13 protein-coding genes are annotated in these 15,779 nt (G+C 57.0%); 8 read left to right on the top strand and 5 right to left on the bottom strand.

All coding sequences use genetic code 11. The annotated features are described in order from the left end of the window. The first annotated feature begins 307 nt into the window (after positions 1-307). From BLQ12_RS18565 to BLQ12_RS18540, 6 genes are all read left to right on the top strand, one after another. Positions 308-1,234, top strand: a complete 927-nt coding sequence (locus BLQ12_RS18565; protein WP_092212846.1) for a M23 family metallopeptidase — start codon at positions 308-310, stop codon at positions 1,232-1,234. A gap of 286 nt (positions 1,235-1,520) precedes the next feature. Continuing rightward, positions 1,521-4,046: a preprotein translocase subunit SecA gene (gene secA, locus BLQ12_RS18560; RefSeq protein ID WP_092212844.1), complete on the top strand. Its 2,526-nt coding sequence runs from the start codon at positions 1,521-1,523 to the stop codon at positions 4,044-4,046. 174 nt (positions 4,047-4,220) lie between these two features. Next, positions 4,221-4,541 (top strand): ATP-dependent Clp protease adapter ClpS, encoded by a 321-nt coding sequence (clpS, locus tag BLQ12_RS18555; RefSeq protein WP_175469926.1) that lies wholly within the window; start codon positions 4,221-4,223, stop codon positions 4,539-4,541. Further along, positions 4,538-6,781, top strand: a complete 2,244-nt coding sequence (gene clpA / locus BLQ12_RS18550) for an ATP-dependent Clp protease ATP-binding subunit ClpA (RefSeq protein ID WP_092212843.1) — start codon at positions 4,538-4,540, stop codon at positions 6,779-6,781. Before clpS ends, clpA begins: the two co-directional genes overlap by 4 nt. A gap of 11 nt (positions 6,782-6,792) precedes the next feature. Then, the gene (aat, locus tag BLQ12_RS18545) at positions 6,793-7,488 is read left to right on the top strand and encodes a leucyl/phenylalanyl-tRNA--protein transferase (RefSeq protein ID WP_092212841.1); all 696 of its coding nucleotides are present in this window, start codon (positions 6,793-6,795) and stop codon (positions 7,486-7,488) included. Positions 7,489-7,784: 296 nt separating this feature from the next. Then, on the top strand, positions 7,785-8,120 hold the full coding sequence (locus BLQ12_RS18540; protein ID WP_092212839.1) for a histidine triad nucleotide-binding protein: 336 nt from the start codon (positions 7,785-7,787) through the stop codon (positions 8,118-8,120). 165 nt (positions 8,121-8,285) lie between these two features. Here BLQ12_RS18540 and BLQ12_RS18535 read toward each other — a convergent pair whose 3' ends face one another. The 4 genes from BLQ12_RS18535 to BLQ12_RS18520 form a co-directional block, all read right to left on the bottom strand. Continuing rightward, on the bottom strand, positions 8,286-9,404 hold the full coding sequence (locus BLQ12_RS18535) for a DUF2786 domain-containing protein (protein ID WP_092212837.1): 1,119 nt from the start codon (positions 9,402-9,404) through the stop codon (positions 8,286-8,288). A gap of 144 nt (positions 9,405-9,548) precedes the next feature. Beyond that, on the bottom strand, positions 9,549-9,977 hold the full coding sequence (locus BLQ12_RS18530; protein ID WP_092212835.1) for an ACT domain-containing protein: 429 nt from the start codon (positions 9,975-9,977) through the stop codon (positions 9,549-9,551). 137 nt (positions 9,978-10,114) lie between these two features. Next, positions 10,115-11,416, bottom strand: coding sequence for a phenylacetate--CoA ligase family protein (locus BLQ12_RS18525; protein WP_092212833.1), 1,302 nt, complete (start codon positions 11,414-11,416; stop codon positions 10,115-10,117). Between the two features lie 457 nt (positions 11,417-11,873). Further along, complete coding sequence (locus BLQ12_RS18520; protein ID WP_092212831.1) at positions 11,874-12,653, bottom strand: enoyl-CoA hydratase/isomerase family protein; 780 nt, start codon at positions 12,651-12,653, stop codon at positions 11,874-11,876. Between the two features lie 466 nt (positions 12,654-13,119). On the opposite strand from BLQ12_RS18520, the gene BLQ12_RS18510 reads away from it, so the two are divergent. Both BLQ12_RS18510 and galE read left to right on the top strand, forming a co-directional pair. Further along, on the top strand, positions 13,120-13,869 hold the full coding sequence (locus tag BLQ12_RS18510) for a tyrosine-protein phosphatase (protein WP_139164028.1): 750 nt from the start codon (positions 13,120-13,122) through the stop codon (positions 13,867-13,869). A gap of 64 nt (positions 13,870-13,933) precedes the next feature. Then, positions 13,934-14,947 carry a UDP-glucose 4-epimerase GalE gene (galE, locus tag BLQ12_RS18505; RefSeq protein ID WP_092212825.1) on the top strand — a complete coding sequence of 338 codons (1,014 nt, stop codon included), beginning with the start codon at positions 13,934-13,936 and terminating at the stop codon, positions 14,945-14,947. A gap of 87 nt (positions 14,948-15,034) precedes the next feature. On the opposite strand, the gene BLQ12_RS18500 is transcribed toward galE, so the two are convergent. Continuing rightward, complete coding sequence (locus tag BLQ12_RS18500; protein ID WP_092212823.1) at positions 15,035-15,526, bottom strand: SHOCT domain-containing protein; 492 nt, start codon at positions 15,524-15,526, stop codon at positions 15,035-15,037. Positions 15,527-15,779 lie beyond the last annotated feature (253 nt).

The raw sequence follows: 15,779 nt of genomic DNA, 5'->3' as shown, positions 1-15,779 counted from the left end.
ACTCCGGCTGTGGGGGTGGATCGGTGAAACATATCGAAATTACAGTTTATTGTGGGATGGCGGTACGGTGCGGGCATCAGGCGCTCGGGTCGGACCGCCTGGGTGACAGGGGGCACCGGCACGGGTTTGTCCTGCCTGGCGCTTGACAGTTAGGCGTCTCCATGGTAGCAAAATATCCTGAAAACAGAGGTGTGCATCCGCTGTGTGCACCGATCGCTTCGGGCGCAACGAGTTCCTCGGCCCGCCTGAGAATCCCCCCATTCCAGGGCGTTTTCACTTCGCTCCTGGTCGTTACACCGTGGAGCCTATGAAACGCAGGTACACCTTTTATATAGTCGGATCCGGGAAGAACTCCTTCCGGCAGCTTGCCTTGACCGGGCGGGGTGCCCTTGTCTTTCTGGTGCTTCTCGTGGCTCTCACCTCGACACTTTCCGTGACCCTTTATGCCCAGTGGGCATCTTTTCGCCATCAGAAATCCACCGACGCCTTCTCCCTTTCCCTGGAGCGCAAAGATGCCGAGCTGAAAGCCCGGGAGGCACAGCTGGTTGTCCTTGCCCGTGAGATCAACGGTCTCAAGGGGAACCTCATGGCCCTCTACGATTTTGAGAAAAAAATCCGCGTTATCGCCAACCTGGGCAGCCCCTCCAAAGGGGACAGCCTGTTTGGCGTGGGCGGTGCGACCCCCAGGGACATCGACACCAACCTGGTGATCCACGAGCAGGGGGAAGCCCTGGTTCGTGAAATGGCCGAACAGATTCATGAAACGAGCATGGCAGCCGAAGAGGAGCTGGGCCGTTTCACCTCCCTGTACGACATCCTTGATGAAAAACGTACGATTCTGGAGTCCACACCGGCCATCTGTCCCACCACGGGCTGGATCTCTTCCCGGTTCGGTCCCCGGGTCTCTCCCTTTTCCGGCAAAAAGAGATTTCACAAGGGCTACGACATTGCCAACCATGTGGGGACACCCATTTTCGCACCGGCCGATGGGGTGGTGACCTATGCAGGGCCCCGCGGTTCCATGGGCGTCATGGTCTCCCTGGATCATGGGCACGGGATGTTGACACGCTACGGTCACCTGTCGAAAACCCTGAAGAAGAAGGGTGAGCATGTGAAACGAGGAGACAAGATCGCCCTTATGGGGAACACCGGGCGAAGCACCGGTCCCCACCTGCATTACGAGGTGCACCTCAACGGCATGCCGGTGGATCCTGAGAAATATATCCTGGATTGATCGATATCCGCCGTGATGCCTTTTTTTGCCGCTTTCTTCCACGCCTTTCCCTTGATTTTATCCCCGTTTTGTACAACTATGTGGCGGATGCCGAATCCCGGCTGTCCATGGGCTTCCCTCGTGCTGACAGGGTCATCGTGAGCCGCCACCGAAGGTCCCCCCATCGTCATGGTCCCATCCATGGCGTCCCCAGGCCCCACGCTTGGCAACAGTCCGTGCGGAAAGGCCATCATACTGATGATCGTGAAATTGAAAACGGTTTCCCGCTGAGAGAGGAATGCAGCCGATGCTGATAAAGTTACTGACCCGTCTGTTTGGAACGAAAAATGACCGTGTGGTCAAGCGCCTCGCCCTGGTCGTTGAGCAGATCAACGCCCTGGAGGCGACATACAAATCCCTGGATGACGAAGCCCTCAAGGCGTTGACCCCGGCTTTCAAGGAGCGCTACGCTCAAGGGGAGACCCTGGACGACCTTTTGCCCGAGGCCTTTGCCGCCGTCAGGGAGGCGTCCTGCAGGGTCCTTGAGATGCGGCATTACGATTGCCAGCTCGTTGGCGGGATGGCCCTTCACAACGGCATGATCGCCGAGATGAAAACAGGGGAGGGCAAAACCCTGGTGGCCACCCTCCCGGCCTATTTGAATGCCTTGACAGGTAAAGGCGTTCACGTGGTGACTGTCAACGATTACCTTGCCTCCCGCGACGCCGAATGGATGGGGCGGCTCTACACGTTCATGGGGCTCACCGTGGGAAATATTGTCCACGGCCTGGACGATGCCCAGAGAAAGGCAGCGTACAACTCCGATATCACCTACGGGACCAACAACGAGTTCGGCTTTGATTACCTCCGGGACAACATGAAGTTTACCAGAGAACAGCTTGTCCAGCGGGACCTGAACTTCGCCATCGTGGATGAGGTGGACAGTATCCTCATCGACGAAGCCAGGACGCCTTTGATTATCTCCGGTCCTGCGGAGCAGTCCACCCAGCTCTACGGCCTTGTGGACAGCATCATGCCCCTGTTCAAGGAGGAGGTGGATTACACCCTGGACGAAAAGTCCCGCAGCGTGACCCTCACCGAAGAAGGGGTTCAGAAAGCCGAAGAGAAACTCAACGTGGAGAACCTGTTTGACCCCTCCAACATTGAGATCCTCCATCACGTGAACCAGGCCTTGAAAGCCCACGTCGCCTTCAAGCGCGACACCGATTACATCGTGAAAAACGGCAAGGTGGTTATCGTCGATGAGTTTACCGGTCGCCTCATGGAAGGCCGTCGTTACAGCGAGGGGCTTCACCAGGCCCTGGAAGCCAAAGAGAAGGTTCGCATCGAAAACGAGAACCAGACCCTGGCGTCCATCACCTTTCAGAACTACTTCCGCATGTACGACACCCTCTGCGGCATGACCGGTACGGCCATGACCGAAGCCGAAGAGTTCATGAAGATCTACAGCCTGGAGTGCCTGGTGGTTCCCACCAACAAGCCCATGCTGAGAAAGGACATGCCGGACGTGATCTACAAGACCCGCAAAGAGAAGTTCGATGCGGTGGCCGAGGAGATCATCAGTGTCCACAAAACAGGCCAGCCCGTGCTTGTGGGAACCATCTCCATCGACATGTCCGAGCAGCTGAGTAAAAAACTGAGCAAGAAGGGCGTCAAGCACGAGGTGCTTAACGCCAAGCACCACGGCAAAGAAGCCGAGATCGTTGCCATGGCCGGTCAAAAAGGGGCGGTGACCCTCTCCACCAACATGGCCGGTCGAGGCACCGACATTGTCTTGGGCGAGGGCGTGACGGACCTGGGCGGACTTTATATCCTGGGCACCGAACGTCATGACAGCCGCCGTATCGACAACCAGCTCAGGGGCCGTTCCGGCCGCCAGGGCGATCCCGGCCTCTCCCGGTATTTCCTCTCCCTGGAGGATGACCTGCTGCGTATTTTCGGCGGGGAACGCATCACCGCCATCATGGAGCGCCTGGGCCTTGAAGACGGGGAGCCCATCGAACACCGGCTCATCTCCCGGGCCATTGAAAACGCCCAGCGCAAAGTGGAAGGCCACAACTTCGACATTCGAAAGCATATCCTCGAATACGACGATGTGATGAACAAGCAGCGTGAGGTGATCTATCGCCAGCGCCGCGAAGCACTCCGGGGCGGGGACCTCCACGAGGAGGTGCTTCGCATGGTGGAAGGCATCGCCTGGGATATCGCCACAGCCGTCGCCGTGGACAAGGCCCTGCCCGAAACCTGGGACTGGGATACCTTTGCCCAGCTCATGGGAAGCCATTTCAACACCACCCTCACCGTGGATGCCTCCGGCAACAGCCTCACCCGGGACAAGCTGGCCGCTGAGGTCCTTGAGCATGTCATGGGGATCATGAACGGCAAAGAGGCCCTCATCGGCACGGATCAGTTCCGTCAGCTGGAACGCTATGTGATCCTTCAGACCGTGGACAACCACTGGAAGGACCACCTCCTGTCCATGGACCACCTCAAGGAAGGCGTGGGCCTTCGAGGCTACGCCCAGCAGAACCCTCTCATCGTGTACAAGAAAGAGGGATTTGAAATGTTCCAGGCCATGATCGACAGGATTCAGGAAGAGGTGGTGGCCATCTTGTTCCGCATCCAGATTGCCGAACCCGAGCAGGTGGAAGAGGTGAACCCCGAGCGGACTCAGTCCAATCTTTCGTATTCCCATTCAGAGAGCGGGGCCGCCAAGCAGCCTTCGCGAAGCGCGGACAGCAAAGTGGGTCGAAACGATCCGTGTCCCTGCGGAAGTGGCAAAAAATATAAAAAATGTTGCGGCCAGTCCTGATCCATCGGGCCGTTTTTTTATCACCTGAAGCATCGATGATTCCCTTAAAGGGCAAAGGCATGCGGGCATTTTTATCCCTCATCCGATCCCCTGGCCCTCGCGATCGTCGATGCTTTTTTGCCTTGTTCTGTGTTATAATTTTAACCATAGGATTTCAGGGGGAATGAGTGACCAATGGCCGAGAATCATCCCGATCTGCAGGAAGAGTTAGATGTCGACAGGGAAACCAGGCTCAATGAGCCACCCATGTACCGGGTCTATCTCGTGAATGATGACTATACTCCCATGGATTTTGTGGTGGATATCCTGATGACGGTTTTTCGGAAATCGCAGGAAAACGCGACGGAGATCATGCTTCATGTTCATCACCAGGGTAAGGGATTGTGCGGTGTGTACACGTACGAGGTGGCGGAAACCAAAGTGGATACCGTCCACGAACTGGCCGAGGAAAACGGCTACCCCTTGCGAAGTGTTATGGAGAATAACGACCTATGATAAGCAGAGAACTCAGCGCAACCTTGGGCTTTGCCGTTCGAGAAGCCAAAAAACGACGCCATGAATATGTCTGCATAGAGCATGTGCTGTTTGCCATCCTCCATGATCCCACAGGCATTGATATCATTGAGAGCTGTGGCGGCGACACCATTGAACTCAAGAGCAAGGTGGATACCTTTCTTCAGGAGAAGATCGAAAAACTTGCAGGGTCCGAAGACTATGTGCTTCAGCAGACCCTGGGGTTCCAGCGCGTGATTCAGCGGGCCGTCTCCCATGTGCGCTCTGCTGAGAAAAAAGAGGTGGAGGTGGGCGATGTCATTGCCTCCATTTTCCAGGAGCGGGATTCCCATGCCAGCTATTTCCTGGAAACCGAAGGGGTGACCCGGCTCTCTGTCCTTCGGTACATCTCCCATGAACAGGAGCAGAAACAGACCCCGGCCGGCGACGGCCAGCCCGGCTCCGAAGGCGGGGAGTCCCGAGACGACAAGGAAGAGACTGACCCCCTGAAGCTCTATACCGTTGATCTGGTGGAGCGAGCCCTTGACGGACGCCTGGATCCCCTCATCGGTCGAACCCGGGAGATGCAGCGCATCATCCAGGTCCTGCTTCGCCGTCGCAAAAACAACCCCATCTTTGTGGGAGACCCCGGTGTGGGGAAAACAGCCCTTGCCGAAGGCCTCGGCCAGATGGTGGCGGCCGGCGTGGTTCCCGAGCCTCTCAAAGGGACACGGATCTACTCCCTGGACCTGCCTGCGGTCCTTGCCGGTACCAAATTTCGCGGGGATTTTGAAAAACGCATGAAGGGCGTCATCGAAGCCCTGAAGGCCATTCCCAACGTGATCCTCTACATCGATGAGATCCATACCGTCGTGGGGGCAGGGGCCACGAGCAGCGGCTCCATCGACGCTTCCAACATGCTCAAGCCCGTTCTTGGCAACGGGGAGCTGCGGTGCATGGGCTCCACCACCTACGAGGAGTACAAGAACAATTTCGAAAAAGACCGGGCGTTGTCCCGGCGTTTTGAAAAGATCGATATCAGCGAACCCAGCGTGGCCGAAACCGTGGAGATCTTAAACGGGCTCAAGGACCGTTTCGAGTCCCACCACGAGGTGGTGTATACGCCTGCGGCCATTGAAGCGGCGGCTGATCTCTCCTTCAAGCACATCAACGACCGCCACCTGCCGGACAAGGCCATTGACGTCATTGATGAGGCGGGGGTTATCAAGCGCCTTGACGAGGCGGATACTACCCACAAAGTGCGTGTCTCCGATATGGAGAAGGTGGTGGCCATCATCGCAAAGATCCCGGCACGGAGCGTCTCCAAGTCCGATCGGGATCGCCTCAAGACCCTCGACAAGCGTATGAAACACGCCATCTTCGGCCAGGACGATGCCCTGACCGGGCTCATTACCGCCATCAAGCGGTCCCGTGCCGGGCTCTCCATTCCGGACAAGCCCATCGGCTCCTTCCTCTTTTCCGGGCCCACCGGGGTTGGAAAAACCGAGGTGGCCAAGCAGCTTGCCCTCAACCTCGGGGTGGAGTTCCTGCGCTTTGACATGAGTGAGTACATGGAAAAGCATGCCGTGGCACGCCTCATCGGGGCGCCTCCGGGGTATGTGGGGTTTGAACAGGGCGGCCTCCTCACCGAGCGCATCCGCAAGACCCCCCACTGCGTCCTGCTCATGGACGAGATCGAAAAGGCACACCCCGACCTGATCAATATCCTGCTTCAGGTCATGGACCACGGCACCCTGACGGATAACAACGGTAAAAAAGCCGACTTCCGGAACGTGATCATCCTCATGAGCTCCAACGCAGGGGCCCGGGAGATGAGCACCAAAACCATCGGCTTCGGGAGCCCGAAGAGCGAGGTCGAAGGCAAGGGGCGTTCGGCCATCGAGCGGATTTTCAGCCCGGAATTCCGTAACCGCCTGGATGCCATCATCACCTTCAATGCACTCTCTGAAAAGGTGATGGAGATGATCGTGGATAAGTTCATGACCGAGATGAAAGGGCAGCTTGCCGAACGCAAAGTGCAGCTCAAGCTGACACCCAAGGCGCGAAACTGGCTGGCCGTGAAAGGCTACGACCCCGATTATGGTGCAAGGCCCCTGGGACGTCTCATCCAGACCGTCATCAAGGACCAGCTGGCCGACGAGCTCCTCTTTGGAAAACTCTCCAAGGGCGGCACCGTGACCATCGGGTTCCGGCGTGATGAGCTCACGTTCAGTTACTCCTGAGGTGATGATTCATGCCGTTGTTCCAATTGTCTGAGCAGTTGACCTTTCCCCCTCCCGAATTTTCCCGTGAGGACGGACTGCTGGCCCTGGACGGGGACCTTACGGTGCCCCGTCTGATCCTTGCCTACTCCATGGGAATCTTTCCCTGGTACAGCCCCGGCGAACCCATCCTCTGGTGGTCCCCCGATCCCAGGCTGGTCCTTTACCCTGAAAAGCTGGTGGTGAACCGCTCCCTGCGCAAGACCTTGAAGCGGGGGGCGTACCGGGTCACCATGGACCGGGCCTTTGCCGAGGTGATCTCAAACTGTGCCACGGTGCCCCGGGGGGAAGAGGAGGGCACCTGGATCGTTCCCGAGATGAAGGAGGCCTACCTGGCCCTTCACAAAGAGGGGTACGCCCACTCCGTGGAGGCGTGGGACGGAGATGACTTGGTGGGGGGGCTCTACGGGGTCTCCCTGGGGCGCGGTTTTTTCGGGGAGTCCATGTTCTCCCGGAAATCAGACGCCTCCAAGGTCTGCTTTGTCAGGCTCGTACAATTTTTGCAGGCGGAGGGCTTTCGGTTCATTGACTGCCAGGTGACCACCGACCATCTCCTGCGGTTCGGGGCCGAAGAGATCTCCAGGGACCGGTTTTTAACGGAGCTGGACGAGGCCCTGACAGCTGAGGATCTTTCCGGGTCCTGGGCCGAGATATTTCACGAGCGATGAGACGCGACAGCGGAGCCGGCGGCGCAAGAGGTGTCGTGGCTCCGTTTTTTGTAACTATTCAGCTTGCCTCCGGCGGGTCGCTTTTTTGAAAAAAAGCTTCGCAAAAAACGTTTCGAATGTGAAAAAGTGGAAATTATTTCGGCGGAGCCTGGAAAGGCTTGCTGAAGACCTGTTTGTCAAACTTTTTAAACGTTTGGCCCCCGGCAGGGCCGCCGGAGGCTTGTTTGAGCTGAATAGTTGCTGTTTTTTTTATTATTTCTGCGATACAGATGACTTAGAAAACGAAAGGAGTGGCTGTGGCTGCTGACTGTATTTTCTGTAAAATTATCGGCAAAGAGATCCCCTCTGAGTTTATCTACGAAGACGAGGACATGATCGCCATTCGGGACATCAACCCCAAAGCCCCGGTGCATCTTCTCATCATTCCCCGCAAGCACATCCGGAGCATCAACGATATCGAGGCGTGCGACGAGGCGCTTCTGGGGCGGATGATGACCGTTGCCAAGGGGCTGGCCGCAAAAGAGGGCACCGATCAGTCCGGCTACCGGGTCTTTTTTAACGTGGAAAAGGGCGGCGGCCAGGAGGTGTTTCACCTCCACCTGCACCTCGTCGGAGGGTTTGACCGCTCCTGATCTTCCGTTACCTCTTCAGCTTATGCCTCCGGCAGCCCTGCCGGGGGCTAAACTTTTGCCTGATCTTATGAAAGACGGGTTTAACAAACAGATTTTAAAATAACAGTTTCAGTCCAGCCTTGGATCAAAGGCAGGCTTTTTTTTCAGGAACTGAACAGCTGTTGTTTATTCGCTAGGAAGGGCGCCTTTGGGTGCCCTTTTTTCGTCGACCCCCGGCTGGATGGACATGCGCCGGCCTGCTTTCTTGCCTTTGCTGATAAGCTCGGCGTCGATGTTCCGGACGCGCCGGGTCCGGGTGGCAAGCCTCGGGTAGCGCCTTCCGATATAGGCGTCAAGCACCGGGTCTTTGACCACCTCGGGGAGGAGAGAGGTAGGGCGTTTCTTTTTTTCTCCCTGCAATTTCTGTGAAAATCCCGCCACAACCCCTTCCGCGTAATCGCTTTTTCGCGACCGCCCGAGTTTTTGTCCCCGCTCTTTTTGAAGGTCTGCCCAGGACCGATCGATGAAATCCAAAATAAAACGATAGGCATACTCTGCGGTGAGGACATGGGAGCGTGCCCCGCTGACTTCCAAGGCCCGTCCCATTTTTCCTTTGTCCACCACGCAGGCCATGGCCCAGACGCAGCGGACGAAGTAGTGTTCGGTCAAGAGGTTGGCCAGGGCGTAAAACTCCCGGTGGTGACGCAGGGCGGGGCGGCCTAAAAAGAGGGTGGTGTACTCATCCTGGGGGTCGCCGGTTTCAAGGGTATCGATGCGGTATTTCTCCATGAGCCCCTGGGCCTTGGCAAGGGCTGCCTCGGACTCGTGGGGGTTGCTGCTTTGGGCCAGGGCAAAGAGCTTATGGATGCGTTGGGTCAGGGCATCTTGCGGGGAGGTGCTGCCCGTGGCCAGCCTGTCCCTTAAACTCGGGTAACTGCCGGAGGCTTTGGGGTTGGCTCCGAGGAGATCGCAGGCGCTTCTGAAGGCTGGCCCGTGGGGAGGCTCCCCGTGGGCCTTCAGAACCTCATGGGCCACCTGGTGAGCCATTTCATGCAGCAGCACTTCCCGGACAGCATCCCAGGGGTGGTGGGAAAGAAAATGGCGGCTGAAGGAGATTTCCCTCCGCTTTTCGTTCCAGTGGGCAAGGGTCCCCTTTGCGTCGTTTACGGCAAACATCGGTGGGGTGAGGCTGCGGATGCGCGGGTCCGGGTTGCCATCCCTGGCGGAGTTCCACTCCAGGTGGAGACCGTGGAGCAGTCTGTGTTCGAGTTCTGCAGAGAGGGTGGCGGTATGTGTTTCGGCCATGGGGGCAGGGGCTCCAAAAAGAGAAAAAGCGGAACCCGTTGGAGGGTTCCGCTTTTTTTAATGCATCATATCTATGGTTGCCTTAAAGCAACCGGTGCGGCGTCTGGCGTTGACACTCAAAGGCCGGGCCGCATCTTATTTTTCTTACAACGACGCGACTTCACTTGCTTTGTAGACGCGGATCCCCTCTTTTTCAAGAACCTTGACGGCTTCGTCAATGTTGTCGAAACGGAAAATCATGACGGCGTGGTCTCCGCTCTGCTGCAGGGCGTACATGTATTCCACGTTGATGTCGGCGTCGGCAAGGAGAATCAGGATTCGGTTGAGGCCTCCGGGCTTGTCTTCGACAGCCACGGCCGCCACACTGGTTTTTCCAACGGAAAACCCGTTCTCTTTCAGGACTTTTTCTGCGGTCTCGTTGTCGTCGACAATCAGCCTGAGTACACCGAAATCTGTGGTATCCGCAAGGGACAGTGCGCGGATATTCACAGCGGCGGCAGAAAGAATCGTGGTCACTTCGGCAATACGCCCGCCTGTGTTCTCTAAGAAAATGGATATTTGTTCAACGCGCATCAAAGGCCTCCTTTCATGAGCATCGTGATGAATTAAATACGTGATGGCTTCGTTGATCAACCGTTTACGTTCGGGATAGACTTATAGACCCGAGCCACAGACCCTGTTGGCCTCTGGGTATCTCTGTCAGTCTCGGCCTATCGCTTCCGGTTGTCAATAACTCTTACCGCTTTTCCTTCACTTCTGGCAATGGATTTCGGTTCCACCAGCATCACTTTGGCAGAGACGCCGAGATATTCTTTGATATCTTTGGCGATTTTTTTCTCGGTGGTCTGGAGCATCCTGATCTCGTCGGCAAAGAGGTTTTCGCTGACCTCCACTTTGACCGTGAGGGTGTCGAGGGTGTTCTCGCGATCCACCACCAGCTGATAGTGGGGGGTGGTATCGGAACTCTTCATGAGGACGCTCTCGATCTGTGAGGGGAAGACGTTGACCCCTCGGATGATGAGCATGTCGTCGGTTCGACCGCTGACGCGCTTCATGCGGATGTGGGTTCGGCCGCAGACGCAGGGCTCGGGATGGAGGGAGGTGATGTCCCGGGTGCGGTAGCGGATGATGGGGAAGGCCTCCTTGGTGATGGAGGTGAAGACCAGCTCCCCTGTTTCGCCGTAGGGCAGGGGTTCTTCGGTGACCGGATCGATGATCTCCGGGATGAAGTGGTCCTCGAAAATATGGAGGCCGTTTTTCGCCTCGTGGCACTCGATGGCAACCCCGGGTCCCATGACTTCACTGAGTCCGTAAATATCCACGGCATCGATACCAAGGGTCTCTTCCAGCTCCTGTCTCATGTTTTCACTCCAGGGCTCGGCACCGAAGATGCCGAACTTGAAGTTGAGGTCGGAAAAGGAGAAGCCCATCTCTTTGGCCACTTCGGCCAGGTGCAGGGTGTAGGAGGGGGTGGCCGTGAGGATGGTGGGGCCGAAGTCCTTCATGATGACGATCTGGCGCTTGGTGTTGCCGCCGGAGACGGGGATGACGGAGGCCCCCAGTTTTTCCGCGCCGTAGTGGACACCCAACCCGCCGGTGAAAAGACCGTATCCGTATGCGTTGTGGATGATGTCGCCGCGGGTGGCACCGCCTGCGCAGAGGGCGCGGGCCATAAGATCGGACCAGTTGTCGATGTCCCGTCGGGTGTAGCCCACCACGGTGGGGGCGCCGGTGGTGCCGGAGGAGGCGTGGATACGCACCACGCTCTCCATGGGAACGGCAAACATCCCGTAGGGATAGTTGTCCCGGAGGTCCTGCTTGGTGGTAAACGGAAGCTTGGAAAGATCTTTGAGGGAGCGGATGTCCGCGGGGATGATGCCCGCCTCTTTAAATAGCTTCTGGTAAAAGGGAACCTTTGCGTAGACATTCTCAAGGGTGGTTTGAAGTCGCCTGAGCTGAATCGCTTCCAAGGCTTCCCTCGGCATCGTTTCAAAATCAATATCGTAAATCATGCGAACTGTCCTCTCCAGACGGGGGGTGTATGGGTGGTAACCGTGGCTTCCGAAAACCGGATCACATCACAGGGCCTTTAAGAATACCCTTGCGGGCCCTGGTGCGGGGGTGGGGTTCCGTGGGGTCACGGTCGTGTGTGTCAATCATGTCATTACAGTTAACAGGTCATAAATGATTCACCTGCAAATGTCACTTAAAAAAACTTTCCAAATGTAAAATCAAATGGCCGAAATATGAATACATACAACGGTCTGGAGGGTATTTCTTAAAGGACGGGTGGAATGGCCGGAGGCAAAAGGCAGCAGATGTTCTCCGCTGCATGGGGAAGGCTGAAGGGGCGGAAAAAACGAAGGGATTCAAATGGATGCCCGGCGGTCTTGAATTCAGCCGCCGGGCGTGCGTGGTGCAGGAACACGGTTCAACGTCGGGGTTTGCGTGCCCCGCATGGCTGCGAAACTACGCGTTGAATACAGGCTTTCTCTTTTCAAGGAAGGCGCTGGTGCCCTCTTTGGCATCGCTTCCCGATACACAGGCGGCGAAGGCGTCTATCTCGATGGCGCAGCCGGAAGGGAGATCCACGTTCAAGCCTTCGTTGACAGCTTTCTTGGCGGCACGGACAGGGACCCTGCCCTTGGCGGCAATGGCTTCGGCGGTCTTCATGACCTCGTCCATAAGGGCGTCGGGGGCCACCACCTTGTTGACCATGCCGATCTCCTTGGCTTCGGCTGCGGAGATCATTTTGCCGGTGAGGATCATCTCCTTGGCGATGTTGGCACCCACCGCACGGGGAAGTCTCTGGGTACCACCGTAGCCGGGGATAAGGCCGAGGGTGATCTCCGGAAGGCCGAACTTGGCCGCTTCCGAGGCGTAGATGAAGTCGGAGGCCAGGGCCATTTCACTGCCCCCGCCCAGGGCAAATCCGTTGACGGCGGCGATGACGGGAATCTCCAGCTCCTGGAGTTTTCCGATGGCCTTGTGGCCTTTTTCAGAGCAGGCTTTGCCCTGGGCGGCGTCAAGGGTGGCGAGCTCGGTGATGTCGGCACCTGCCACAAAGGCTTTGTTTCCGGAACCGGTCAGGACAAGCACATGGATGTCTTTCTGGGCTGCGATTTCGTCGAGGGCGGCGGAGAGTTCGGTGAGGAGCTTGTCGTTCAGGGCATTCAGGGCCTTGGGCCGGTTGAAGGTGATGGTGGCGACATTTTTTTCAGCATTCACAAGAATGGTTTCGTAAGACATGAAGAACCTCCGAAGATATAGAATGATTAGCATCACTATGTTTCAGTCACGCGCCGGTAAGGATACAGTGTTTTTAATCAGGACGCATCCGGTGGGCATGACATCTATTCTTTACCCTGAACAACGTATGACTATAAGGGAAACTCTCAGGTATGAAAAGAGAAATATTGCGATACCACCGGTGGAAAAGGCGTCCGGAGCATTGCTCATATCCGCGAAAGGCCTGCACCATGGAGAAAATATATTGCCGTAATCATGAGTTGTGGTTAAACTGAAAACATGACAGATTCCGCACCGGAGAACAACGGCCTGCCTTGAAAAACGACAGCGCCCCTTGACCGCAATGCCTGATCGCACCGCATATGCCTTGTAAACCGCTTTTCAGCGGTGGATTATTCTGAACGCACCCGGATCCCAAAGCCCTGATGCCACCCGGTGACATATTGAAACACGAGGATTTTTACTTATGCAGCATACCCGTTGGACGGATATACATTGCCATATACTACCCGGAGTGGATGACGGCTCCGATGATATGGACGAAACCATGATCATGGCCGCCCAGGCGGAAAAAGAGGGGACCTCCTGCATCGCCGCCACCTTCCATGCAGGCGTTGACCTTCTGGACGCCCGCCTCTACCGCCCGCTCATTGACGATCTGAACCGAAGGTTTCAAGAAAAAGGCATCGGTGTTACCCTGGTCCCCGGCGCAGAGGTGGTGGCTGGCTTCATGCCGGACAATCTGGCGGATTTTGCCATCAACGGGTCCAGGTACCTTCTGGTGGAATTTCCCAGCAGCCACCTGCCGCGGGTGGCGGTTCCCATTTTAAGGGCCTACAGGGACCGGGGATTTCATCCCATCATTGCCCATCCCGAGCGGAACCCGAGCATTATCAGGGATCCGAACCGCCTGTTTGAGATGGTGGAAGAGACCGGCTCCCTGGTGCAGGTGACCGCAGACAGTGTCGCCGGAACCTTTGGCCGGGAGATCGCCTCCTGCGCCCGTTACCTCCTTAAAAAAAGGGCGGTGGATATCATGGCATCGGATGCCCATGACCATGACTACCGGACCCCGGGCATGGAAGCCGGGGTTAAAGCAGCGTCGAAAATAATCGGCCGCGAGAACGCCTTGAGGCTGGTGAGGGAAAATCCCCTGGCCGTGGTCACGGACTGTCCCTGGGAAACCCGAGCACCTGTCGATGCCCAGGCATTTTAGGGCTGGCCTTTACAAATCTTATAGAATTGCCCCGGGTTGTTGCAAGGGGCCTTGAGGATGGATTATGCATGTACTGATCACAGGCGGTGCCGGGTACATCGGCAGCCATACCTGTCTCGAACTCCTTGAATCCGGCCACCAGGTCACGGTGGTGGACAACTTGTCGAACAGCTCCGAAGAGTCCTTGAGGCGGGTTGAAGCCCTGACGGGTAAATCCCTGGCCTTTGTCAAGGGGGACCTGCTGGACGAAGCCGTGCTGGACTCGCTGTTTGCCTCCCACCGATTTGATGCCGTGATTCACTTTGCCGGGCTCAAGGCCGTGGGGGAATCGGTAGAGATGCCCCTGGCTTATTACCAGAACAATCTCACCGGCACACTGAACCTGCTCCACGCCATGGATCGGGCCGGGGTAAAAAACATTATTTTTTCTTCTTCTGCGACGGTGTACGGAGAGCCGGAAACCGTCCCTATGGACGAGAGTTTCCCCCGAAGCGCCACCAACCCGTATGGCCGGTCCAAACTGATCGTTGAAGAAATGCTGGAAGACCTGCTGGTGGCGGACAGCTCCTGGCGCGTGGTGCTCCTTCGATACTTCAATCCCGTGGGGGCCCATGAGAGCGGCCGTATCGGCGAAGACCCCAACGGCATCCCAAACAACCTGATGCCGTATATCGCCCAGGTTGCCGTGGGGAAACTGGAACGCCTGAGCGTCTTCGGCAGCGATTACCCCACCCATGACGGCACCGGGGTCAGGGATTTTATCCATGTGGTGGACCTGGCCAAAGGGCATTTGTGTGCCTTGAAACATACCGACGAGGCCCCGGGGCTCCATGTGTACAACCTGGGCACAGGTCAGGGGTACAGCGTGCTGGATATGGTGGGTGCCTTTGAAGAAGCCTCTGGGCGGCCGGTGCCTTACGTGGTGGCCCCAAGGCGCCCGGGGGATATCGCGGTCTGTTACGCCTCTCCGGACAAAGCCTGGAATGAGATTGGCTGGCGCGCTGAAAAAGGGGTGGAGGCCATGTGCCGGGATGCCTGGAAATGGCAGTCGGAAAACCCCGACGGGTACCCTGGATAAGGACGTCATAGTACGCAAAAGACCATAAAAAACCCCGATTCACACACCGTGTGGGTCGGGGTTTTATTTTGCGTGAAAAGGAGAGGCTCAGTTGATGATTTTCTTTTTGGCCTTGTTGTACTCATCCAGGGTGATGAGGTTGTTGTCCAGCAGGTGGGCCAGCTCCAGAAGCTCGGTCACATGGCTGGACGGGGGAAGGGCATGGATGGGGGGCGCCTGGGCACGGGGACCCGCGTCGATGGACAGGGGCTGCTGAGCATTCGGGTCCTCAACCCGAACGGATGCGAGCCCTCCGAGCACACTGATCTCCACGGTCTTGCCTTGGAGCATGGGCAGGGCGAGGATCTCCCGGAGCGCTTTGCCTTCGGTCTTCATGCGCTTGTAAATGAAATAGGCCGTCAGCCCGATGAGGCTGACCCCTCCCAGGAAAATCCAGGGCAGGTAATTGACGAGGCCTCGGAAGAAGAGGACAAAAAAGCAGAGGGCTACGATGAGGAGAATGTGGCCGCCCAGAATCAGGTAGACCATAAAGAGGCTTTTCATGACCCCTGGCGAGTCGGTGCGTTTATTGCTTTTCATGCGATCACATCTATTGCTTGCCGAACGATTCGTGCCTTGTCCGCCGTCCTGTTTGATTGCGCATCAACAACGCGGGGGACCTTCGGGCGAATCACCCGGACCCATTGATAAAAAAGTTGCCGGGGGGATTGTGTGAAAACATCCCGGGTACAAGGGCTTGCGTCGGGCCAGATGCGGGGACACCCCGGGGTGAAGGTATCGCAGGAAAAGCAAGGCAGGGACGTTGCAGCTGCGATGGTGTTGACCCTGATCA

Origin of the sequence: Desulfoluna spongiiphila, assembly GCF_900101345.1 — a bacterium.
Classification (GTDB): Bacteria; Desulfobacterota; Desulfobacteria; order Desulfobacterales; family Desulfolunaceae; genus Desulfoluna; species Desulfoluna spongiiphila.
Note: the sequence above shows the minus strand (reverse complement) of the source record. Positions and strands in the feature narration are given on the sequence as shown.

What these genes read in the sequence shown, in the direction of transcription:
- galE (WP_092212825.1), top strand. Translation starts at nt 13,934, where the DNA reads ATGCATGTACTGATCACAGGCGGTGCCGGGTACATCGGCAGCCATACC.
- secA (WP_092212844.1), top strand. Translation starts at nt 1,521, where the DNA reads ATGCTGATAAAGTTACTGACCCGTCTGTTTGGAACGAAAAATGACCGT.
- clpS (WP_175469926.1), top strand. Translation starts at nt 4,221, where the DNA reads ATGGCCGAGAATCATCCCGATCTGCAGGAAGAGTTAGATGTCGACAGG.
- BLQ12_RS18520 (WP_092212831.1), bottom strand. Translation starts at nt 12,653, where the DNA reads ATGTCTTACGAAACCATTCTTGTGAATGCTGAAAAAAATGTCGCCACC.
- aat (WP_092212841.1), top strand. Translation starts at nt 6,793, where the DNA reads ATGCCGTTGTTCCAATTGTCTGAGCAGTTGACCTTTCCCCCTCCCGAA.
- clpA (WP_092212843.1), top strand. Translation starts at nt 4,538, where the DNA reads ATGATAAGCAGAGAACTCAGCGCAACCTTGGGCTTTGCCGTTCGAGAA.
- BLQ12_RS18530 (WP_092212835.1), bottom strand. Translation starts at nt 9,977, where the DNA reads ATGCGCGTTGAACAAATATCCATTTTCTTAGAGAACACAGGCGGGCGT.
- BLQ12_RS18500 (WP_092212823.1), bottom strand. Translation starts at nt 15,526, where the DNA reads ATGAAAAGCAATAAACGCACCGACTCGCCAGGGGTCATGAAAAGCCTC.
- BLQ12_RS18525 (WP_092212833.1), bottom strand. Translation starts at nt 11,416, where the DNA reads ATGATTTACGATATTGATTTTGAAACGATGCCGAGGGAAGCCTTGGAA.
- BLQ12_RS18565 (WP_092212846.1), top strand. Translation starts at nt 308, where the DNA reads ATGAAACGCAGGTACACCTTTTATATAGTCGGATCCGGGAAGAACTCC.
- BLQ12_RS18510 (WP_139164028.1), top strand. Translation starts at nt 13,120, where the DNA reads ATGCAGCATACCCGTTGGACGGATATACATTGCCATATACTACCCGGA.
- BLQ12_RS18535 (WP_092212837.1), bottom strand. Translation starts at nt 9,404, where the DNA reads ATGGCCGAAACACATACCGCCACCCTCTCTGCAGAACTCGAACACAGA.